Annotated in this window: 26 protein-coding genes and 1 tRNA gene; 8 read left to right on the top strand and 19 right to left on the bottom strand. The window is 64.9% G+C overall.

Annotated features, from left to right (window positions below):
• Positions 1 to 19: 19 nt before the first annotated feature.
• The 4 genes from fer to HBNXHr_RS13690 all read right to left on the bottom strand — a co-directional run bounded on the left by fer (position 20) and on the right by HBNXHr_RS13690 (position 1523).
• On the bottom strand, positions 20 to 409 hold the full coding sequence (gene fer, locus HBNXHr_RS13675) for a ferredoxin Fer (protein ID WP_275738092.1): 390 nt from the start codon (positions 407 to 409) through the stop codon (positions 20 to 22).
• A 382-nt stretch (positions 410 to 791) separates the two neighbouring features.
• Positions 792 to 873, bottom strand: a tRNA-Ser gene (locus HBNXHr_RS13680).
• Between the two features lie 64 nt (positions 874 to 937).
• Positions 938 to 1144: a hypothetical protein gene (locus tag HBNXHr_RS13685; RefSeq protein ID WP_275738096.1), complete on the bottom strand. Its 207-nt coding sequence runs from the start codon at positions 1142 to 1144 to the stop codon at positions 938 to 940.
• Between the two features lies 1 nt (position 1145).
• Positions 1146 to 1523, bottom strand: a complete 378-nt coding sequence (locus HBNXHr_RS13690) for a Rid family detoxifying hydrolase (protein ID WP_275882572.1) — start codon at positions 1521 to 1523, stop codon at positions 1146 to 1148.
• An 82-nt stretch (positions 1524 to 1605) separates the two neighbouring features.
• Between HBNXHr_RS13690 and HBNXHr_RS13695 the strand changes: the two genes are divergently transcribed.
• Positions 1606 to 1896 (top strand): hypothetical protein, encoded by a 291-nt coding sequence (locus HBNXHr_RS13695; protein ID WP_275738101.1) that lies wholly within the window; start codon positions 1606 to 1608, stop codon positions 1894 to 1896.
• Positions 1897 to 1914: 18 nt separating this feature from the next.
• Here the strand turns inward: HBNXHr_RS13695 and hisH are convergent, their stop codons facing one another.
• A complete protein-coding gene (gene hisH, locus HBNXHr_RS13700) occupies positions 1915 to 2565 on the bottom strand; it encodes an imidazole glycerol phosphate synthase subunit HisH (protein ID WP_275882573.1) in 651 nt (216 codons plus the stop codon).
• A 186-nt stretch (positions 2566 to 2751) separates the two neighbouring features.
• On the opposite strand from hisH, the gene HBNXHr_RS13705 reads away from it, so the two are divergent.
• A complete protein-coding gene (locus HBNXHr_RS13705; RefSeq protein ID WP_275882574.1) occupies positions 2752 to 4311 on the top strand; it encodes a PAS domain-containing protein in 1560 nt (519 codons plus the stop codon).
• Here the strand turns inward: HBNXHr_RS13705 and HBNXHr_RS13710 are convergent.
• From HBNXHr_RS13710 to HBNXHr_RS13720, 3 genes are all read right to left on the bottom strand, one after another.
• Positions 4302 to 4910, bottom strand: coding sequence for a response regulator (locus HBNXHr_RS13710; RefSeq protein WP_275738107.1), 609 nt, complete (start codon positions 4908 to 4910; stop codon positions 4302 to 4304). The genes HBNXHr_RS13705 and HBNXHr_RS13710 overlap by 10 nt on opposite strands.
• Positions 4911 to 4946: 36 nt before the next feature.
• Positions 4947 to 5372: a CBS domain-containing protein gene (locus HBNXHr_RS13715; RefSeq protein WP_275882575.1), complete on the bottom strand. Its 426-nt coding sequence runs from the start codon at positions 5370 to 5372 to the stop codon at positions 4947 to 4949.
• A 178-nt stretch (positions 5373 to 5550) separates the two neighbouring features.
• Positions 5551 to 7554 carry a PAS domain S-box protein gene (locus HBNXHr_RS13720; RefSeq protein WP_275882576.1) on the bottom strand — a complete coding sequence of 668 codons (2004 nt, stop codon included), beginning with the start codon at positions 7552 to 7554 and terminating at the stop codon, positions 5551 to 5553.
• 185 nt (positions 7555 to 7739) lie between these two features.
• Here HBNXHr_RS13720 and HBNXHr_RS13725 point away from each other — a divergent pair, with 185 nt between their 5' ends.
• On the top strand, positions 7740 to 8291 hold the full coding sequence (locus HBNXHr_RS13725) for a response regulator (protein WP_275882577.1): 552 nt from the start codon (positions 7740 to 7742) through the stop codon (positions 8289 to 8291).
• A gap of 69 nt (positions 8292 to 8360) precedes the next feature.
• Here HBNXHr_RS13725 and HBNXHr_RS13730 read toward each other — a convergent pair whose 3' ends face one another.
• From HBNXHr_RS13730 to HBNXHr_RS13745, 4 genes are all read right to left on the bottom strand, one after another.
• Entirely contained in the window at positions 8361 to 9152 is a 792-nt protein-coding gene (locus tag HBNXHr_RS13730) for a DNA-directed RNA polymerase subunit epsilon (protein WP_275882578.1), read from the bottom strand.
• A gap of 259 nt (positions 9153 to 9411) precedes the next feature.
• Complete coding sequence (locus tag HBNXHr_RS13735) at positions 9412 to 9996, bottom strand: uracil-DNA glycosylase (RefSeq protein ID WP_275882579.1); 585 nt, start codon at positions 9994 to 9996, stop codon at positions 9412 to 9414.
• Positions 9997 to 10031: 35 nt separating this feature from the next.
• The gene (locus tag HBNXHr_RS13740; RefSeq protein WP_275738121.1) at positions 10032 to 10595 is read right to left on the bottom strand and encodes a DUF99 family protein; all 564 of its coding nucleotides are present in this window, start codon (positions 10593 to 10595) and stop codon (positions 10032 to 10034) included.
• A gap of 1 nt (position 10596) precedes the next feature.
• Positions 10597 to 10776 carry a DUF5786 family protein gene (locus HBNXHr_RS13745; RefSeq protein WP_275738123.1) on the bottom strand — a complete coding sequence of 60 codons (180 nt, stop codon included), beginning with the start codon at positions 10774 to 10776 and terminating at the stop codon, positions 10597 to 10599.
• Positions 10777 to 10874: 98 nt separating this feature from the next.
• Here HBNXHr_RS13745 and HBNXHr_RS13750 point away from each other — a divergent pair, with 98 nt between their 5' ends.
• The 3 genes from HBNXHr_RS13750 (at position 10875) to serS (ending at position 13676) form a co-directional block, all read left to right on the top strand.
• Positions 10875 to 11480 (top strand): MBL fold metallo-hydrolase, encoded by a 606-nt coding sequence (locus HBNXHr_RS13750; protein WP_275882580.1) that lies wholly within the window; start codon positions 10875 to 10877, stop codon positions 11478 to 11480.
• Positions 11481 to 11567: 87 nt separating this feature from the next.
• Entirely contained in the window at positions 11568 to 12107 is a 540-nt protein-coding gene (locus HBNXHr_RS13755) for a helix-turn-helix domain-containing protein (RefSeq protein WP_275882581.1), read from the top strand.
• 213 nt (positions 12108 to 12320) lie between these two features.
• Complete coding sequence (serS, locus tag HBNXHr_RS13760) at positions 12321 to 13676, top strand: serine--tRNA ligase (protein WP_275882582.1); 1356 nt, start codon at positions 12321 to 12323, stop codon at positions 13674 to 13676.
• 47 nt (positions 13677 to 13723) lie between these two features.
• Here the strand turns inward: serS and HBNXHr_RS13765 are convergent, their stop codons facing one another.
• The 7 genes from HBNXHr_RS13765 to HBNXHr_RS13795 form a co-directional block, all read right to left on the bottom strand.
• The gene (locus HBNXHr_RS13765; protein ID WP_345893713.1) at positions 13724 to 14107 is read right to left on the bottom strand and encodes a ferredoxin; all 384 of its coding nucleotides are present in this window, start codon (positions 14105 to 14107) and stop codon (positions 13724 to 13726) included.
• A 1-nt stretch (position 14108) separates the two neighbouring features.
• Positions 14109 to 15161 (bottom strand): anthranilate phosphoribosyltransferase, encoded by a 1053-nt coding sequence (locus HBNXHr_RS13770; protein ID WP_275882583.1) that lies wholly within the window; start codon positions 15159 to 15161, stop codon positions 14109 to 14111.
• A complete protein-coding gene (gene cobA / locus HBNXHr_RS13775; protein WP_275882584.1) occupies positions 15158 to 15988 on the bottom strand; it encodes a uroporphyrinogen-III C-methyltransferase in 831 nt (276 codons plus the stop codon). Before cobA ends, HBNXHr_RS13770 begins: the two co-directional genes overlap by 4 nt.
• A complete protein-coding gene (locus tag HBNXHr_RS13780) occupies positions 15985 to 17550 on the bottom strand; it encodes a CbiX/SirB N-terminal domain-containing protein (protein ID WP_275882585.1) in 1566 nt (521 codons plus the stop codon). Before HBNXHr_RS13780 ends, cobA begins: the two co-directional genes overlap by 4 nt.
• A 16-nt stretch (positions 17551 to 17566) precedes the next feature.
• Positions 17567 to 17851 carry a DUF6360 family protein gene (locus HBNXHr_RS13785; protein ID WP_275882586.1) on the bottom strand — a complete coding sequence of 95 codons (285 nt, stop codon included), beginning with the start codon at positions 17849 to 17851 and terminating at the stop codon, positions 17567 to 17569.
• Between the two features lies 1 nt (position 17852).
• On the bottom strand, positions 17853 to 19628 hold the full coding sequence (locus HBNXHr_RS13790; RefSeq protein ID WP_275882587.1) for a ferredoxin--nitrite reductase: 1776 nt from the start codon (positions 19626 to 19628) through the stop codon (positions 17853 to 17855).
• Positions 19629 to 19727: 99 nt separating this feature from the next.
• Positions 19728 to 20063, bottom strand: coding sequence for a hypothetical protein (locus tag HBNXHr_RS13795; RefSeq protein ID WP_275883727.1), 336 nt, complete (start codon positions 20061 to 20063; stop codon positions 19728 to 19730).
• A gap of 225 nt (positions 20064 to 20288) precedes the next feature.
• On the opposite strand from HBNXHr_RS13795, the gene HBNXHr_RS13800 reads away from it, so the two are divergent.
• Positions 20289 to 20438 (top strand): hypothetical protein, encoded by a 150-nt coding sequence (locus HBNXHr_RS13800; protein WP_015789500.1) that lies wholly within the window; start codon positions 20289 to 20291, stop codon positions 20436 to 20438.
• 102 nt (positions 20439 to 20540) lie between these two features.
• Positions 20541 to 21191 (top strand): bifunctional precorrin-2 dehydrogenase/sirohydrochlorin ferrochelatase, encoded by a 651-nt coding sequence (locus HBNXHr_RS13805; RefSeq protein WP_275882588.1) that lies wholly within the window; start codon positions 20541 to 20543, stop codon positions 21189 to 21191.
• The last annotated feature ends 16 nt before the right edge of the window (positions 21192 to 21207 follow it).

A 21207-nucleotide genomic window follows, 5' to 3' on the forward strand; every position in this document is an offset into this window, starting at 1 on the left:
GGTTTTGGAAGCGAACCGATCAGATGACGCGGTTCTGGAGGTAATCCAGATGCTTGGCGTTGTAGACGATCTTGACGTCGTCCTCGGTAGGCGTCCCGACACACGTCAGGCGAACACCCTTGTCCTCGACTTCCTCGTCGGAGAGAATCTGCTGCATGTCCATGTCGATTTCGCCCTCCTTGACGATGGCAGCACAGTTGGCACACGCACCGGCGCGACACGAGAACGGCCAGTCGTAGCCTTGGGCCTCTGCGGCCTCCAGAATGTATTCGCCTTCGGCGACGTCGATTTCGCCGTAGTCGTTCTCACCGAGATCGGACGACTCGGCCTTCTCGAAAAGGTCGGCGTCGTCCATGTCCCATCCGTGATCGTCCAGCACTTCGTAGTTGAGGTATTCTACAGTGGGCATCAGGAGCACGGTACACACGCCTGACTGTTAACTTTGCTGTTCGAAACAGACTTCCCGGACAAATTCCCCGGTTGTTCGCCCGGAGATCCCCGCTCTACGGAAAATTCGCCACGAAAGCGGGACGAATATTAATGATAACTGTTCACGAAACACATGGACGGCGAAGGAAGTCCCACGGGATTGGGACACCCCGGCCCTGAGACTCGCTCACAGAAACCGAGAACACGCTACGCGGTTCTCGGTAATGTGTTCGCGGCACTCACGGGTCGCTTTGCTCACGGGTCGTTTCACTCCCCGCTCGCGATTCCCGCGGTCTCACTCCGTTCGACCGCGCTCTCCCCGTTCACTACTTCGGCGACCCGCACAAGGGTCGGGTCGCCCACGCCAGGACAGGGATTTGAACCCTGAATCCCGAAAGGGAACACGCTTTCCAGGCGTGCGCCTTACCGTTCGGCCATCCTGGCTCGCATCTCCAGATGAGTGGCGGTGTGGTTAAGCGTTTTCGCTCTCGGTCGAGCACCGACCCCCTCAAAGCGTCTGTCGCAACCGGGGCTCGACGAACTTCGCCAGCACCGCCCCGATCCCGGTGACAACCAGCGCGACGCCGGCTTTGACCAGCGGATCGACGCGTTCGGGCGTCAACAGTTCGTAGCCCTGGAGCAACACAAGAAACGATAGCCCGCCGACCAGGCCCCACACCAGGGCTTGACGCCATCCCATGTCGTAGCCGGCCATCTCAGACGGCCGCCACGGCCTCGATCTCGACACCGACGCCTTTCGGCAGCGCGGCGACCTCAACGGCGCTTCTGGCCGGCGGATCTTCATCGAAGAACGTCTCGTAGGCGGCGTCCATCGCCTCGAAGTTCTCGATGTCGTCGACGTAGACGGTTACCTTCAGCACGTCGTCCATGCCCGCGCCCGCTTCGTCGAGAACTGCCTCGACGTTGTCCAGCGCCTGCTGGGTCTGGACGTCGATGTCGGCGTCGTCGAGCAAATCGCCGTCGGGCGTCAGCGGGATCTGTCCGGCGGTAAAGACAAGCTCATCGGTTGCGGTCGCCTGGCTGTACGCCCCGACTGCGGCGGGGGCCGCCTCGGTTTCGATCGTTCGCTTCATACGTCCGTTCCCGACCGGAGCCAGTATAAAACCGCTGGGGAGTATGTCCGGAACTTATGGGAGGTGACGACGACGATATCCCATGGAGACGCGCTTGCGGTACGGCTACGGCGTCGTCATGCTCGGCCTCGGCAACATCGCCGTCGGGGCGACACAGGTGGCCTTCGGCGGTCAATCCACGATCATGATTGGGATACACGCGGTCATCGGCGTCCTGCTGATCGGCTTCGGGTACGGCGTCGTCAACGATCCCGACCGGATCGATCCCGAGCAGCTCTCCCCACGAATCCTCGCGGCGGTCGGCTACGTCGGCATCGCGATGGGCGCAGCCATGCTGGTCTGGTCGGCACTCGTAGTCGTGAACGCGCTGTAAAGTGGACGAACCGCGACGCTACTGGTCGGCGCAGTACTCGACGAAGTTCCGGAGAATGGCAAGCCCCGTCTCGCCGGATTTCTCGGGGTGAAACTGGGTTCCCATCACGTTGCCCGCCTCGTTGGCGACGACACTCGCGAAGCGCTCGCCGTAGTCAGTCCTCGCCGCGGTGGCGGCCCCGTCGTCCGGCCGGGCGTAGTAGGAATGGACGAAGTACGCGTGCTCGCCGTCGACACCCGCCAACAGGGGATGCTCGCGCTCGACGGCGAGTTCGTTCCAGCCCATGTGCGGAACCTTCCGATCGCCGTCAAATCTGAGATTCGTCCCGGGGATCAGGTCCAGCCCCTCGGCGTCACCTTCGCCGGCGTGTTCGGCCTCTTCGCTCGTGGTGAGGAGCATCTGCATCCCGAGACAGATACCCAGGAGGGGGCGACCGTCCTCGGCCGCCTCGACGAGGGCGTCCCGGAACGGACCGGCGTTGTCCATCCCCTCGCTAAACGCGCCGACGCCGGGGAGGACGATCCCGTCGGCGGCATCGAGTGCCACCGGGTCGTCCGATATCGTCACGGCTGCGCCCGCGCGTTCGAGCCCACGCGTGACGCTCCGGAGATTCCCCAGTCCGTAATCGACGACGACGACGTCAGCCGCCGCCTGCTCGCGGTCGCTCATGTCAGCCCGTAGTTCGGCTCGGGTCTTGGGACTTTCCTTCGACCCAGATATCTCCCAGCCGGGCCGGTCGAGCACAGCCAGTCCATCCGGCTGGTTCCGATCGGGCCCCTAGTTTGATTGGGATAGACGGAGACGTAGTCCTGTATCGCGCCTGTCGCCGATGACACGCGACAGAAAACTCAGACTATGCACGACCTGTCACTTCAGGATGCCCACGTCGGCATCGTCCCGGGCGTCGTCGATGGCGTCGACACCTATCGCTCCGTCTGCGAGCGGGTCGTCGGACGCGTTTCAGTGTACGATCCGTCCGCAGTGGAGTCCGTCGCGTCCGGGTCGAACCCGCCGGACTACCTCATCATCGAAGGGGGCCCGAAGGGACTAGCTGCAGTGAAGACCGCGGCCGACCAGACCCCGCCGCATGCCGTCCTTTACGTCGACGATCGACCCCGGAAAGTCTCGGAAGCGATGCTATCCGGTGCCGATGTGTTCCTCCACCCTGCGGACAGACAGCACTTCGAAGCGCGACTCAAGAGCTTGCATCTGGGTGCGACAGTCCCGGTCGAACCAGCCGAGGGCCGGCTCGGTATGGAACCGTCGATCGAACCACGGGCGTATGAGACGCTCATGGAGCAGTTCGAGGACCTCATCTACGTCCTCGATCGCCACGCGCGTTTCGTCCGGGTGAACGAGGCAAAAGCCGCCCTCCACGATCTCGACCCCGAAGTGATGATCGGCCAGAGCGAGTTCAACACCTTCCTGCCGGAGACCGCGATGGAAATCTACCGTGACAATCTGGCAGTGATCGAAGGTCACAGCGCGGTGGAGCGCAAGCCGGAGTGGATCGAAAACGCCCACGGCGAGCGGATCCACGTCACTGCGAGCAAGCACCCAATTACTGATCCGGAGGGGCGCGTGATCGGGCTGATCGGTATCTCGCGGGACATCACCGCGCTCACCAGACAACAGGCCCTCATCGAGAACGTGCGGGATACCATCGAACATCTCTATGGCATGTACGACCACAACTTTCGAAACCGCACGCAGATCCAGGTCGCCATCGAATCCCACATGAAACAGGCGTTCACAGCCGAGTCGACCGGGCGCGAGCGGCTGTCGGAACTCGGGGGGCTGTTCGGCCTGGACGTCCGTCCGGGGGCCGAAATCGAAGGCACGAATACCGACGGACGGGCCGATCGCGAGGAAGTGCGGACGTCACTCGAAGGGCTCGCGAACACGTGGGCGGAGATGCACCGGTCGTTCACCGAGGCGCGGGACGTCGAGACTGAGATGGTCGAACGTCTCACGGATCTGGTCGAGGACTTCAGCGAACTGTTCGCGGTCGTCAAGGCCGGCGGCGAACTCACCGAAGTCGACCTGAAACGCCTCGCAAAGCAGTACGCTGACTGTCAGGTCACGGGCGAGTCGGTTACGATCACCACCGATCAACTCCGGACGACGCTGCTGGTTGAACAGCTCAGTGCGGCGCTCGGGCCGGCAGGGCGGATCCGGCTTGAGTCCACCGAAGCGGGGGTGAGGCTACATCTCTCCAAGCACCTGACCGTGCCGGCCCTGACTGACCAGTATCGCGATCAGGATCTCCTCGAGCGATCGAAACACCTGCTGAAGGTCCGACTCGTCCTGGAGACGCTGGGCTGGGACATCGAGACGGTGCATCCCGACGACGACACGACGGTCCTTTCGGTCGACGTCACGGCCTGGAAGCGCCAGGCGGGCGCTTACACCTGATACGTCGGTTCGTCCTGGCTGTCCCCGAGGTTCCTGACAATCGTCTGGAGCACGAGTTCGAACTCCTCGTCAGTCATCGCAGCGGAGATGTCTCCCAGTTCGGCCCCCTGTTCGGTGAGCCGGTCGCGCAGTGCCTGGTAGTTCTCACTTGTGGTCAATTCGGCGGCTGGTTTGTTTGCTTCGAGACTGGCCTGTTTGATCGAATCGGCGACGTACGCCCTGACCTCGGGTTCGAGTTCACCCAGCGCGACCAGACGCTCGACAGTGTCTTCCAGCTCAGCGACGTCGACGGGTTTGGTGAGGTAGTCATCAAAACCCATCTCGATGACGTCGAGATCCGGGGTCTTGGCCGTCACCATCGCGACCGGGCACTCGTACCCCTCCGCACGAACGGCATCGAGCGTCTCTTTCCCCGAGCGCCCCGGCATCATCCGGTCGAGCAGGACCACGTCGACATCGTCGTCGATGGCTTCCAGGGCTTGCTCCCCGGAGTAGGCAGTCTCGACGGTGTAGTGCTCGCGCAGGATCGACGCGTAGCCGTCCGCGATTTGCTGTTCGTCCTCGACGATCAGTACCGTCACGTCAGTGTCGTCTGTCATAGTTGGTGATCGCGATGTGAGCCGACATCGACCGCGTCATTCGGGTCCCCAGTCCTTGCGTTGTTCGACCGTGTTGAACGCCTCGTTGCGGAGGTTCGTGTACTCGTTGAGCATGTCCTCGCGGGTGACGACGCCGACCAGTTCAAGGCCCTCGACGACCGGCAGGACGTCCGTATCGGCGTTGATCAACTGACCGATGGCGAACAACACTGTCGCGTCCGGCTTCACGGACGTCGGAAACCCCGAGGCGAACCCCGAAACGGGGATTTCGCTGAGCGGATCATCGGTCTTGTAGCAGGCGATCAGCGCCGACCGCTGGGTGATCAGTCCGTCCGGATCGTCGCCGTCGGTGATGATGATCGACTCCCGGCCGTCCTTGAGCAGTATTTCGACGGCGGCCCTGAGGCTCCGGTCACGCGACACCGTCAGGTAATCAGTGCTCATCACGTCGCGGATCAACACGGCGCCATCCCCTCCGTCGGCGCTCGCCCGTTGAAGCGAAACCACGTGCTGGACTCCCGCTCCGCCGGGCCGGGCGGGGGAGTCCCACCGGGACGGGCCATGGTAGATAGTCACTCGCCCTGCCGTATAAAACCTCGACAGGCGGCCACCTGCGCGATCGGGGTGGCCACACGCGTTGTTACCCCGCAACGAACTCGACGCCGGCGAACTCGAACCGAGCGCCGCCGTCGGCGCTCTCCGTGGCTGTGACCGTCCAGCCGTGGGCCTGTGCCGTCCGTCGAACGATCGCCAGCCCGAGTCCAGTCCCCTCCGTGGCGGTGGTAAACCCGTTGTCGAAGACCGCCTCGCGTTCGTCCGGCGGGATGCCCGGCCCGTCGTCGGCGACGTAGAAGCCGTCATCCGTTCGACCAACCCTGACGGAAACGTCCCCACCGCTGTGGTCGATCGCATTCCGGAAGAGGTTTTCGAGGGCCCGTCGGAGCCGACGGCGGTCCGCCCGGATGACGGCCGCCTCCTCGAGAGTCACGGTCAGGGTTGCGTCCCGGGTGTGGACAGTCTCCCAGGCAGTCCTGAGGACGGCGTGACAATCGACCGATTCCGGATCGATGGACTCGTCCTCCCGGACGTACGTCAGGATGTCGTCGATCATGGCGTCGATCCGGTCGAGGGCCCCCTGGACCGTCTCGAGGGCGTCCGCCTCGCCGCGTTCGGCGAGCGTCGTGTGGATCTTTGCGACCTCCAGGGGATTCCGGAGGTCGTGGCTGAGAATCGAGGCGAACTCCTCTAAGCGCTCGTTCATCCGTTCGAGTTCCCGTTCTCGCTGCCGGCGCTCCGTGACGTCGCGTGAGGTGACGGCGATCGCTTCCACGTGTGGATGGTCGAGCAGGTTTCGGACCAGCGATTCGAAGACGCATTCCTCGCCGTCGGCGTCGATGACTCGATACTCGACACGGGGCTGGGAGGACGGATCCTCACGGACCGCCTCGAACTCCTCGCGGACGCGCTCGCGGTCCCGCGGGGCGACAATCGAGAACCCATCGCGTCCCTCCAGTTCGGCGGGCTCCCAGCCGAGGATTCGGTGGACTGACGGGCTGGCGTAGGTGATCGTCCCCGTCTCGTCCAACAACACGTTGACCTCGGCGGATTCCTCGATGATGGCCTGATAGCGTGCCTGGAGGGCTTGCTGTTCGGTCCGATCGGAGATAAATCCGATCTCGGCGTGGTGATCCCCGGCAAGCGGCGCGACGCGCAAACGGAGATGCCGTGGGTCGCTCCCCCCGATCGTGACGTCGACAGTCACCCGCTCGCCATCCAGCGTCGGCCACTCCGGCAGCACCGTCTCGACGGCCGCCCCCAGGGCCGAGTCGTCGATCCCCAGCATCGACTTGGCTGCGGGATTGAGGTCGGTTATCTGCCCCCGCGTCCCCACGACCACGAGCCCTTCGTCCATGCGATCCAAAATGACCGACCGTGGGAGCGGGACCTCCCCGATGAACTCCTGGGTGAACACGAGATACGTCAGCGTCCCCGCGGTGATTACGAGCGCGACCGGCGTGAGGTCAAACCCCGGGCCAATGCCGAGGCGGTAGACCAAGCCGGTCGCGACCGGGAGGGTAATGCCCCCCAGGATACCCGCGACCGCAAGGGAGGCCACCCGCTCGTGGCGTTTGGCGAAAGTCGCCAGGCAGGCCCCGCCTGCCCCCGTCGCCACCAGCAACACGAACTGGCCTATGACGTAGCCCGGCTTCGGATCGATATCCAGCAGGCGGAGGTCGCCGTCCGCGACGACGGTTGCATCCCACAGCCACCCGTGCAGCGGGTTCGTCACGAACACGCCGGCCAGGACGCCACCGACCGCGAGGATGGGGACGAGTCGGGACGGGGCAAGCCACGTCTGGCGTTCGCTGGCAGCCAGCGCGAACACCACCCACGCGACGACGAGCACGACGAAGGCACCGGACCCGATCGCAAACCAGATCCGCTTTGGGCCGCCGGTATTGGCGACCTGATAGGCCGCCGAGAGTGCCCAGGTCGCTCCCGCAAGACAGAAAACCAACAACGACCCGATCGTGGCCGTCATGCGGTTGAGCGTCACCAACAGTAACATCGACAGCCCCAACACCAACAGCAGGAACGCGGCAACGAGCAGCGGCACGATCATCCAGGTCGTTTGCCAGGCCATCGAAAAGTGCCTCTCGTGAATCCGTATTGGGCCACGTGGCTTAAGCCTATGCGTGGGATTATTTTGCATGATACTGTTCGGACCCCGGCATGCTCCTGTGTGTTCGGGGGCCGGCCGATCGTCGATAGCCACCATACGTCGTAACCAGCACAAGTGTTTTGGTACCAAAACACAATGTCAATAACGTGTCACCGACTCCCGAGTCCGACACGACCGTCCTCGTCGTCGAAGACGAACGGGCGACCGCCGAGGGATACGCACGACTGCTGGAGGCAGACTACGACGTTCGGGTGGCCTACGACGGCGAGCAGGCCCTGGATGCGCTTGAGGAAACCGTCGACGTCGTCTTGTTGGATCGCCGGATTCCTGGGCTCTCGGGCGTGGACGTGCTGGACGTTATCGAAGACCGGGGGCTGGATTGCCGAGTCGCCCTGGTGACCGCCGTGGCACCGGATTACGACATTCTGGAGTTGGGTATCGACGATTACCTCACGAAACCAGTCGGCGCGAAAAACCTCGAAGCCACCGTCGAAAAGCTCTGTGCGCTCGACGAGCACGAGCGGCTCCAGCGCGAACTCAGCAGCGCCCGCGTCAAGCGCAACGTCCTCGAAGTCGAAAAAGACGAGAACGAACTCGCAAACAGCGACGAGTTCGCCCGACTCGTCGAGCGGATCGAAACGCTCGAATCCCGGCTCACCGAGATCGAAGACGCGTATCCGGCGCACTTCGAGACGTGACGCGGTCAGTCAGACGCCGGGCTCGAGATCACGGGTCAGGCAAGCTTCACAGGGCAGGCAGACCCAGCCTCACGTGTCCGGTTGTCCCGGGCCGGTATCCCCGGTGCTAGGACCATCGGATCCCGCAGTCGACGGGCCCGGTTCGCGTTCACGGGGCAGGTTCGGATCGTGGTACGGCGAGCGGCCGTACACCGCGTCGCGGAGATCGTGTTCATCGAGTTGGTCTTTGAGTACCCTGTCGAGTCGGTTGACGCTCGTCTGATCGAGGCCGTGGGCCGAAAGCAGCCGCTGGTAGCGGTCGTCATCGGTGATCGAGTCGAGTCGATCGTACAGCGACGCCATCTCGTCGGGGCTCAGCGCGGCGATCCGGTCCGGATCGGTCAACCCTAGCTGGCGCTGGCGTTCCAGATCGACGACATACTGGATGACGACCAGCGCCACCTTCGAAATGGCACGCTGGCTCCCGAAGGCCGTCAGGTCGATCTCGGTCATGATCCCCAGCGTGCGGTCGCGCTCCCAGGGCGTCACGTCCAGCGCACTGCACAGCGCGTGAGTGATCCGGGCTTTGTCCAGACGGTGCATCCGCTCGGCGTGGCCGGTCATCGCCGGGTGTTGCTCGTCGTGGAGTCGCCGGAGACGCTCACTCAGATCCGAGTTCGGGTCCTCCGGCCGACCGATCGTCGTGGCGCTCGGCGAAACGATATCGAACTGTCTGATCGTCGCGTCCCGCTTGGCTTGCGCCCGCGAGAGCGTCCCGTCCCCCGGCTTCGTCGAGACTTCCCGCTGCTCGCGCCATTCCCGGCGCTCGCGATCGGCTGGCTCTCTGGCCCGGCCGACGTGGTTCTCTCCCCTGCTGTCCATCACATCTCAGTCGTCGCTACGCACAGTTGAATCCACTGGCTCCGGATGGCCCCGAGGGAGAACCGTCGAAATACAGCTACCAGAAACTCCGTCTATATCTTCACCTTGTAACCAGAGGCACTTAAACCAAAAACGGGCGACGCACGCAGTCCGGGGCAACGCCATCGCTCGTGTCGATGAGAAACAGCCACGGAAACCCCGTCTATATCTCTACCTTGTAACCAGAGGTACTTAAAGAGACGAGGCAGTGGGTCGCCGGTCAAAAGTCACCCAGTTCGGCCTGGCCACCGTCGCCAGCCAGGTCAGCGGCCTGCTGGATCGTGGTTTCGAAGGTTTCGCGCTGACTGCGGTCGTACAGCGTCGCAGCCGGATGGACGCAGACGAGGACGCGCCGGCGCGTGCCCCCGATCTCGATCTCCTCGATCGAACCCGCCTCGCTGGTGACGGCCAGATCCCGGCCCAGGAGGTGCTCGCCAGGGACTTTGCCGAGCGTGACGATCACCGCGGGATCGACCAGGCCGATCTCCTGATCGAGGTACGGGCGACAGTTCGAGCGCTCCTCGGCAGTCGGATCGCGATTCTCGGGTGGTCGACATCGCACACAGTTGGTGATCCGGACGTCCGCCCGCGAGAGGCCGGCGTCCCGCAGGGCGTCGTCGAGGACTGTCCCGCTACGGCCGACGAAGGGCTCGCCCTGTTCGTCCTCGCGCTCGCCCGGGGCTTCGCCGACGAAGAGGAGATCAGCGTCGTCTGGACCGACACCGTCAACGATCCGGGACCGGGAAGCGAGGAGTTCCGAACACCGCTCACAGCCCTCGACCGAGAGGCCGTCCATGTGCTCCATGCCCGAGCCTGCGGGCCGGGCCCGCAAAAACGTCGCTATCGATCGGCGGAATCGAACGCTCCATCGGCCGCCCGCGCTGCCAGCCGCGCGACCCGCAGCGGCTCGGGTCGCCCACCCTCAGGGGTGAACGCCCGGACCACCTCGCGGGCCTCACTCTGGCCACAGCCCACACTCCGGACGAAAACCGTTTCGTCGGTGACCGAAACGCGCTCACGGACCGGTTGGGAACGGTACGTATCGAGTCGCCAGGCGAGCGCCTCCCCGGAAAACTCCTCGCGGAGCGTCGGTTCCAGCCCCTCGCTCTCCTCGAAGGTAACCGAGAGCACCGGCAGTCCGGTCTCCTCGTGGAGACGGTGCAGGTCGAGCACGTTGAACCACGCCGGGGCGATCCCGGCGACGAGCAGGTAGCGAACGTCCGCGCGGTCGAGGCGTTCGACCATCCGGGCGATGGCATCGGTCGCGTCGCGTCCGCCGACCGTGCAGGAGCCGAAGACGAAGCCGTCGGTGACGCGACTGGCGCGGACAACTGCGCCGGCAAGCGTACTCGACTCCCCGGTGAACGACTCGGCGATTCCGAGGGCGCGAACCCCCGATTTCACGTTAGGTGTTCTCCTTGATATCCGATAACTGATCGATCAGTTCGTCGTTCGAGGCCGTGAATTCGAACTCAACGTCGCCGTCGTGTGTGTTTTCCGCAGCGTTGACCCCGTCGTCATCATCAAAATCAGCGTCCAGGTCCTGATTCTCCTGTTCGGTTTCGTCGTAGCTCCCAAACCCCATGTCGTGTAAAGGTACGGGATTCGTGGTGAAAAATCACACGCTACTGCCTGGCATGATTACCGCCAGACTCAACCCGCTGCTGGGCCCTATCTACGACCATGGACGTTCACAACGTGACAGCCGACGCAGAGACGTTCACCGCCAACGTCTATCTGGCAACCGGCGACCGACCGACGCTCGTCGACGCCGGCGCGATGGACGGCATCGTCGACGTGATCCGGGAGTATACCGACGACCTGGACGCAGTCGTCCTGACCCACCAGCACGGCGACCACGTCGCGCAACTCGATGCGGTCCTCGACGCCTTCGACGCCAAGCTCTACGCCAACGCCGATCACCCCCGGCGGACGAACGGACTCGACGACGGCGACACGATCCAAATGGGCGACGAAACTTTCGAGGTCGTCTACACGCCGGGCCACGCCGACGACCACGTCTCGCTGGTGAGCACGAGTACGCTCTTCTCCGGTGATACCGTAGTTCACGACGACGGGGCCTTCGAGGGCGGGAGTTTCGGCCGGACCGACAATCCTGGCCAGTCCCGGGAGCGCCTCATCGAGAGCATCGAGGACCTCCTCGATCGGATGCCCGAGACTGTCGAACACATGTACAGCGGCCACGGCGGCGTCTTCCACGGCGACGTCCGGAAGATCGTCGAGACAGCACTGGAACGGGCCGAGAAGCGGGAACCGAAGTACGACTGATCGGGTAGGAGACGAGAGCGGCAGAAAAGAGTTTGCAACCGAACGCTTTTACTGATTCAGTGTAATCTGTAAACAGGTAGCTCACGCATGTCACGGACGTCAAACCGGGCCGACGGAGCCGTCGTTCGGGATTTCCTCTCGGTCGCGGACCTGCTGGAGGACCCACAGCTGGCCCGGCTGTACGCCGCCCTGGCCCGTTCGGGCGAGGCGACAGTTCAGGAACTGATGACCGACCTCGATCTGGCACAGGGGACGGCGTACGCCTACGTGAACCGCCTCGTCGACGCCGGCGTCATCGAGACGGTTCGTGACGAACAGCCACGGACGTACGCAGCCTGTGACATCGATCTGACGCTCACCAGCAGTGAGGACGCCCAGGAATACACCATCACGTCCGCGCTCGTCGACGCCGTCGGTCGCCGCGAGACCGACGACGACATCGATACGTACATCGACCGTCACGGGATCGACGGACTCGCGACGGCACTCACCTACGCGGTGGACAGAGAACGCGGAGAAGTGACCCACCGCACGATGGCCGATGATCTGGACATGTCACCGCTTGCGGCCGAGATCATCCTCCAAGCGCTCCGCCCAGTCGTTGTCGAATACTTCGACGGAATATAGCGGACTCATCAACGGGTTTCGGTTCGTCGAGGACCTGCTCGAATGAGAGGATCGAAGAAAGCGGTCAGATCACTGACCGCGCTTTAAGTACCTCTGGTTACAAGGTAGGAATATAGACGGAGTTTCTCGGAGCCGCTGACCGACGAGCGACCGCTGTCGCCGGCAGCCGGCCAGAGCGATACGGTTTTGAGACGCCACCGAGAAAGGGCGTCCATGTTATCACGCCAGTACGTCCGCGAGCACCCCGGGGAGGTTCGAGAGACCCTCGCCGCTCGCGGCGTCGACGATGTCGATCTCGACGCGATTCTGGAGATCGACGAGGAGTGGCGCGAACTGAAAGCCCGCGGCGACGACCTGCGACACGACCGCAACGAGGTCTCCTCGAAGATCGGCGAGCTCAAGCAGGAAGGTGACGAGGAAGCCGCCCAGGAAGCCATCGAGCGCTCCCAGCAGCTCAAAGACGAGCTCCAGGAGGTCGAGGAACGCGCCGACGAACTCGAGAGGGAGTTAGAAGAGCGGCTGCTGGAGATTCCCAATATCCCCCAGGAGGGCGTTCCCGAGGGCGAGGACGAAAGCGACAACGTGGAAACGCGACGGTGGGGGTTCGAGGATCTGCGGGACCTGCCCGAGGACGTCACGCCCCACTACGATCTCGGCGAAGAACTCGACATCTTGGACTTCGAACGCGGCGCGAAAGTTTCCGGCGGCGGCTTCTACTTCCTGAAGGGCGACGCCGCACGCCTCGAACACGCGCTCATCCAGTTCATGCGGGACATCCACCGCGAGCAGGGCTACGAAGAGGTATTCCCGCCGATCCCGGTCTCCAGTGAGTCGATGACCGGGACGGGCCAACTCCCGAAGTTCGCCGACGATGCCTACAAGCTCGAAGAGGAGGATCTCTGGCTGTGCCCGACCGCGGAGGTCCCGGTGACGAACATGTACCGCGACGAAATCCTGCTCGACGACGACCTCCCGCTGAAGCATCAGGCGTACACGCCCAACTTTCGGCAGGAAGCCGGCGAGCACGGCACAGAGACCCGCGGGATCGTCCGCGTCCACCAGTTCAACAAGGTCGAGTTGGTCAACTTCGTCGAGCCCGAGGAGAGCGACGACCGACTCGACGGCCTCCTCGACGAGGCCGAGGAGGTCCTCCGGCGGCTCGGTCTCCCGTATCGCGTGCTCGACCTCTGTACCGGCGATCTAACCTTCGCCTCGGCGAAGACCTACGACGTCGAGGTCTGGGCCCCTGGCGACGACATGGACGATGGACCGGCGGAAGGCGGCCGGTGGCTCGAAGTCTCCTCGGCCTCCAATTTCGAGGACTTCCAGGCCCGGCGGGCGGGCATTCGATATCGGCCTGAGCGCCACGAATCCGCGGAGTACCTCCACACGCTCAACGCCTCTGGAGTCGCACTCCCGCGGGTGCTCGTGGCGATCCTGGAGTACTACCAGAACGACGACGGGACGGTAACGGTACCGGAAGCACTCCGCCCGTATCTCGACGGCCAGGAACTGATCGAAGGGCAGGACCCGGTCGGCGAGAGTGCGCTGGGTGCCGGCGACCGATAATTGCCAGACGATGTTCTCACCGATCACCAGTCAGCGCTGAGCAGTGATTACCAGTCGACGCTGAGTCGGCCGTCGCCGTGTGGATCGGGCGCGATCTCCTCGTCCGTCCGTCGATCGATCACGTGGATGACGCCGCGGCCCTTCTTCGCCGGGCAACTCTCGGCGGCCCGGACGTGATGATCGAGGTCGTCTTCCCCGAAATAGTAGGTACTGGGCTTGGCCAGGCCGGTTTCGAGATCTAGCTCCCAGTCCGGCGATTCAGCGGCACACTTCCCGGCACCGAAACACCGGTTGGCCTCGAAGATTATCTTGTACGGCTTGGCGTCGACCGGCGGTGCGTCGCTGCCACCGACGTCGCTTGGCCGGGTTACATCGTCATCGTCATCGTTCTTGCCCATCTCAGAACCGCCCGAATCGTCTCGTTCACTCATCTCAGAACCCCCGCAGGTCCGCAAGAACGCCAGCGGCCGAGCCGTCGTCGATGGCTGTGCGGGCAGCATCGAGCCCCGCATCGAGCGTGTCGACGTCGCCGCCGGCGTAGATCCGGACCGCGGCGTTGAGCGCGACGGCGTCGTGCCAGCGATCCGTCCGGTCGCCGGCGAGGACCTCGCGGGTGAGGCGTGCGCTGTCTCCAGCCACGTCATCGACGGCGAGGTCGTCGGTCTCGAAGTCCATGCCGTAGGCAGCCGTTTCGATCTCGTCACCTTCGAAACCATCCGCTTCGGTCCACTCGGCGAACTTCGTGTAGCCCGGTCGGATGTCGTCGTAACCCTCCATCCCCTGGAACATGATGACGCGGTCGAGATCGTGAGATACACTCCGCTCGAAGGTCTCGACGACCTTCTTCGCGAAGGAGAGGTGATAGAACGAGCCCAGGTGAACGCTCGCACCGGCCGGGTTGGCGAGCGTCTCGACGGTGTTGATGAACGTCCGGACGCCCATCTGATCCCGGCGGTCGAAGAGATCGTCGATGGCGGGATTGAACGCCGGCTGGTAGTAAAACCCGAAACCAGTCTCCTCGACCATCGCGGCGGACTCGTCGGGCTGAAGTTCGGTCCGGACGCCGAGTTCGTCGAGAACGTGCTTGTAGGCGTCGCACTTCTGGGTCGGAACGCGATCGCCGGAGTGGACGACGACGGGCGTCCCAGCGGCGGCAGCGACGACGCCCGCAGCGACACCTAAAATCGCCGTCCGCTCCTTCCCGTCGTAGTTCGCGCCGCAGTCGACCGGATCGACGTCGGGGACCCCCGTCTCGACGCAGTCGGCCATCACGTCGACGTAGGCAGCGAGTTCCTCGCTCGTATTGTGCTTCCAGCGGTTGGCGAGCCAGAACGCACCCAGCGTCGTCGGATCGGGTTCGTCGTCGAGAATCCGTTCCATCGCCTCGGTCGCCTGCTCGCGAGTCATGTCCTCGGCGGACTTCGTCCCGGAGCCGACCACTTCGGTCATCAGCCGCTTCAGGGGCCACTCGGCGTAGTCGCTCATTGGCGGTTCACCTCCGCGAGTCCGTCGGTCGTGCCGGCCAAAGGGGCCTCGGCCACCGCATCGGCTTCCCCCAGGCAATGTGCGACCGTCTCGCGGACGTCGACGACGTCGCCGACGACGGTCACGGCGGGCGGTTCGATCCCCGCGGCCGCTGCACGCGTCTCGATCGTCTCGACCGTGCCCGTGACGACCCGCTCGTCTTCCAGGGTCGCCCGCTCGACCATCGCGACGGGCGTCTCGGCGTCGACAGCGCCCGCCCGGAGCGCGGCCACGTTGTCGGGCAGCCGACCCACGCCCATCAGGATCACGAGGGTGCCGCCGGCGGCGACGATCCGCGAGAGGGCATCCCAGTCGAGCGAGGAGTCGGGCTTGGTCGGGTCCTCGTGGCCGGTGACGACGACCAGCGCCGAGGCGTGATCGCGGTGGGTCGCCGGGATGCCGACTACGCTCGGGCCGGCGATAGCGCTCGTGACACCGGGGACGACCTCGAAGGCGATGCCGTGGGCCGCGAGGTGTTCGGCCTCCTCGCCGCCGCGGGCGAACAGCGTCGGATCGCCACCCTTCAGGCGGACGACATCCCGGCCGGCCGAGGCCTCACAGACGAGGCGTTCGTTGATCGCCGCCTGCGGTGTCCGCTCGCCGTCGGCGCGCTTGCCGACGTTCTCGACCCGGACCCCATCGGGGATCGAGTCGACGACGCCATCGCCCACGAGCGAATCGTGGAGGACGACGTCGGCCTCGTCGAGTAGCCGGCGGGCTTTGACCGTCAGTAACTCGGGGTCGCCCGGGCCCGCGCCGACGAGGTAGACGGTTCCGTTCGTTGTCATGGGGACTCCTGTGAGGAGGGTGTGACTCCCCGTACTTCCCGGTACCGGATCCGGTAGCGATTGCTCGGCTGGCTCAGATCGCCCGGTGGAACGTCGGTTTCGGGCTGATCGAGTGGCTGTTCGTCAAATTCGTCTCCCGAACGCACTTCTCTGGCCGCGGCGATCAAGAACGAACACGGTTCCCGGCAGGGAAGTTCGCTCTCGCCACCGTCGGCTGGCGGCTCGCTCCCTTCCACAGCGTCGGCAGACAGGCGCTCCGCGCCGCCCTCGCCGTCCTCGTCCCACTTACGCTGTTTGGCGCAGTTGCCACAGACCGCCGTCGTCAGGTCGTCGAGTTCAGTACTCGAAAGCTCCGAGACGCCGGCGTACATCCCGGTCTGGCGGGCGGCGACGTCCCGGAAGGCCACGGGGTCGGGATCGTCGGCCCACGTCTCGATAGCGGCCGGGTACACCGCCGCGACGGCCCGGAGCAGTCCAGTTGCGTCCAGGTCCGGGAGCACCCACCCCGTCGGGAGCGAGCGCTCGCCGGCGAACGGCCGGAATCGGCCCTCCCCGTCGGTGCGGGCGTACCACCGGAAGGTCTCGGGCTCTTGCTCGGTGAGTGTCGCCCGGGACGCGTCGCGATCGTCGCGGTGACGGAGTTCGTACGCGCCATCCGCGACACTCACGAGGAGGTCACCCCACTCCCGCCGGCGGCGGTCGCCGTCGGCAGGGGCGGCGTCGAGCCACGACAGGAACGCCTCGGCCGCGTCTGGCCGCACGGGCTGGTCCTGCTCGACGTCTCGGTCCAGGTCGGCCCCGGCGTCGCCGGCTCGTTCCAGAATGACGTCGGGCACGAGGCGGTCGGTCCCGACGGCCGAGGTATACCAGATCCGGCGACCGTCAACCGTTCCCGGGACCGGATACCCGGACCGCGGATCGTCGGTGATCCCCAGCAACTCGGGGATCTCGTCGCGCGTGTGAAAGCCGTCGGCGATGAACAGCGGGACGACGGCGATGTCGTCGGCTGTGAATTCATCGAGGATGTCTTCGACCGCCGGGGCCTCGTCCATGAACAACGCGCCGACCTCGGCGAAGTCCGTCTGCTCGCGGAGCGCCTCCACGTGGTCGTAGACGGCCTTGGCGCTTTTCGGATTCCGCTCGGTGCCGTGGCCGACCACCGCGAGCGCGGCGTCCCCCTCGGGGACGTCGTCGAGGTACCGGCGGGCGCGGGCCGCGACGACGTCGGTCATGGCCGAGTGTGTTCCGACAGGGTCGGTGTAGACCATCTCGGGGGCGGTTGGCTCGCCGGCCAGGTCGTCAATCCCGAGGTCGAACTCCCGTGGGAGGACCTGATCGACGAAGTAGCCCTGGCTGACGAACAGCGGGACGACGTAGGCCCGCTCGGCGTCGATGGTTCGCAGGACGTCACGGAAGCTCGGCGATTCCTTCCAGAAGGCCGTCCGGACCTGGTCGAAACACCCGCGGTCGCGGATGGTCTCGGCGTGGGACAGCGTCGGGAGTGCGGAGTCGGGGTTCCGATGGGATCCGTGTGCCGCAACGACGAGGGCCTGTTCGGTCATGCGTCGTCCTCCTCGGTCATGATTCGTCCTCGCTCTCGATACGTTTCGCCGCCGCCTCCAGCTCGGCCGCGAGTTCTCTGGCCTCCGCGGCCGAGAGCGTCACGCGGTCGGCGTGAGCCGGCACCGAGTCGAGTTCGACGTTGTCGAGTTCGAGTTCGAGCGTGACGTCTTCGGGGTTCTCCCGGGCGGTCCGGACGTTCAGCGTGGCGAAGGCCTCCTCCGCGAAGCCGTGTCCCTCCACGCTCCCCGCAAGGAGGTCGAACGTCGTGAAGGCGTTGACCTTCAGCACGCGATCGGCCATGTCAATCGTCCGTAGGGATGGGTTCGCCGCTGGCGTTCGTCGGTGCGGGCGAGGCGCTCATCTCCTCGTCCTCGGCGTAGGGATACCACGTCATCTTCGTGTTGCCGAGGTACGGGTCCTCGTAACTCGTCTCTTCGGGCTCGGCGAGGCCGGTGAGTTCGTCCTCCTCGCGGTCGGCGACGAACTCCCGGAAGGACTCCTGGCCGTCGCGTTCTGCCTCGTAGATTTCCAGCAGGTTGGCGATGTAGCCCGGAATCTCGTCGGCCGGGACGCGCATCTCCACCCAGTCGGCGAACTGCGGATTCTCGCCGAGGCCGCCGCCCAGCCCGACGTCGAAGGCCTCGACCGCCTCGCCGTCCTTGCGGGTCTTCATCCCGCGGAGGCTGATGTCGGCGATCTGGGGCTGGGCACACGAGGCCGTACACCCAGAGAGGTGGATGTGGAAGTCCGAAACGCCCTCAGGAACTGGAACGTTCTCTTTGAGCCACCGAGCGTACCGGACCATCCGATTCTTGGTCTCGACGATCGACAGCGAGCAGTATTCGGTCCCCGTACACGCGATCGAGCCACGCATGAAGGGATGGGGGTCGGGCGAGTAGTTCTCGAGGACCGACTCCGCGAGGAAGTCATCGAGATCGTCGTCAGCGATGTCACCCACGATGACGTTCTGGCGCTGGGTCAGGCCGATCATCTCCGAATCGTATTCCTCGGCCAGATCCGCGAGTTCGATGACGTCCGCGGCGGCCATCCGGCCGACGAGCACCGAGAGCCCGACGAAATTCCTCCCGTCGGCCTGGTCGTGGACGCCGACGTAGTCGCCCGGTGCGTCCGACCGCCCGGCGTTGTAGTCGTACTCCTCCCGGAGCCCCTGGCCTGCGGTCGGCAACTCGTAGTCGATGTACTCCTCCTGGAGCACCGACCGGATCTTCTCCGTTCCCCACTCGTCGACGAGGAACTTCATCCGGGCGTTGAAACGGTCCTCGCGGTCGCCGTAGTCCCGGAAGAGTCCGGAGAGGCCGGCGGCGACCTCGGCAGCATTCTCGGGCCGGCAGAAGACATCGATGCTGCGGGCCAGCCGGGGCTCTTTCCGGGCCAGGCCGCCGCCGACGTTGACGTTGAAGCCGGCGACATCCTCGCCGTCGATCTCCTTGACCGCCGGTTCGAAGGCGAGGTCGTTGATATCGCCCTGGCCGGCACCGCGACGGTCGCCGGTGACGGCGACCTTCCACTTGCGGGGGAGGTTCGTGTAGAGATCGTTTCCTTTGAAACGATCGTGGAGCTCTTCGACGATGGGCCAGACATCGACGAGTTCGTCGGCGTCTCGGCCGGCGACCGGCGAGCCGACGATGTTGCGCCAGGAGTCACCACACGCCTGGATCGTCGAGAGACCCGCAGATTCGAGTTCGTCAAAGATGTCAGGGATATCTTCGATCTTGATCCAGTGGAGCTGGATCGATTGGCGCGTCGTGAAGTCGGCGTAGGCGTCGCCGAACTCGGGATTGTCGACGGGGCCGGTGGCGTACTCGCGGGCCACCTCGCCGACGGTCCGGAGCTGTGCGGGCGTCATCCGGCCCATCGGCGTCCCGATCCGCATCATGAAGTAACTCTCCTGGCCCTTCCGCTGGTGGTACAGTCCCCACCATTTGAACCGCTCGAACCACGCGTCGCGTTCGTCCTCCGGGATGGCGTCGAACCCCTCTTCGGCAAATCGTTCGAGGTGGTCGCGTATCTCCATCCCGTAGGTTTCGTCCTTCCATCGCTCGACCTTCGTGGGCATGTCCATCCAGATGCGACCCGGACGTATACCCACAGCCACCTCGTCAACCTTCCCCGCCTCTCCGGGAGTGCGACAATATTTGCAGGTATATCCGAGCCCTCACGCCGTCGGCGCGCGTCGCCGTCGTCGGGACGGCCGGTGAACGCTCTCGGGGACGACAGCCCGGAACTCGCCGGTTTCGGGGTCGACCCGGCCGAGCGTGAGCCAGCCGGTCACGCCGCTCGCCCCACACTGGATGCACTGGCCGGCGATGCGCGCCTCGACGTTCCCGCCGTCGACGCCGACCTCGACGAACCCCTCAGCGAGAAAATCCGTGAGTTGACACGAACAGAAATCCCCGCCAGTGAGTCGCCAGAGGTCGCTGACGTTCACCTCGCGAGTGTCGTTGACACTGACCCAGGCCCCGTCGTCGAGCTGGTGGACGTCCGTCGCCATGGTCGGCGTTGTCCCCGGCGGGCGGTAAGCCCGTCGGCACCCGCGGCGATTGCCGCTCGTCACAGTCGTTCCCCGACGGCGAAGCAGCGTGATCGCCATACTCCGGTGCCTCCCGTCGGTAGCTGTCGTTCGACATAACCAGCAATTGTTGCCCCAAAGAAGAAGAACGGGTAGGGATTACGCCGGAACACGGCCTTATGCAGTCGGGCAGACTAGAGGGATTCGATGACCGAGACTTCCGAGACGGCGACAGCAACGACCCCAAGAGACGAACGATCGGAGCAGGACCACCTCGAAGACGTCGAGGTCGGAGCCGGTTGTACGGAGATCTGGGAGCACTTGAGTGAGAACCGTGGCGGCGCTGCCGGCGACTGATCTCGACCACTTCGGGCCGCGACTCGCAGCGTTCGACCGTTGAAACCCTCCATGTACCGGGCTTCGCCGAAACTAAACGCTCACCACACGAACCGGTCACCAATGATTCCCCTGCTCCACGATTTCAGCGATTCCCGCGTGCTCGTCTTCGGCGGTGGGCCCGTCGGCGCACGGAAGGCCCGCCGGTTCGACCACGAGGCCGAGGTCGTCGTCGTGGCCCCCGAGTTCGCGGACGCCGACTTTGGCGAGGCGACACTTGAGCGTGCCAGTCCCGATCCGACGGAGGTGTCGGAGTGGCTCGACCGGATCGAGCCGGCGCTCGTCGTCGCAGCCACCGACGATGGGGCCGTCAACGCAGCCGTCGAGCGTGCTGCCGAAGATCGAGGAGTACTGGTCAACCGCGCGGATCACTCCGGGGAACGAGCACCGGGAGCGGTGGTGTTGCCGGCGATCGCCCGCGACGACCCGGTCGTCGTCGGCATCTCGACCCAAGGGGGAGCCCCGGCAGTGAGTGGCGTCCTGCGTGAGGAGATCGAACGGGAGATCGACGGCGCTGGCGCGCTTGCGAGATTCGTCGGCGATCTGCGCGAGCGATTCGCCGACCAGGGCGTCGACGGCCCGCACCGACGCAACGCGCTCAGAGCTATCGCGCGGTCGGATCGCATCCGTGCGCTCGTCGCCGACGGACAGACCGACCAGGCGCGCGAGGTCGCCGAGACGGTTCTCACGGAAGTCCGAAACAGCGGTGAATGACGAGAGATCCTCGCCC

The sequence above is a fragment of the Halorhabdus sp. BNX81 genome (assembly GCF_029229925.1).
Lineage (GTDB): Archaea > Halobacteriota > Halobacteria > Halobacteriales > Haloarculaceae > Halorhabdus.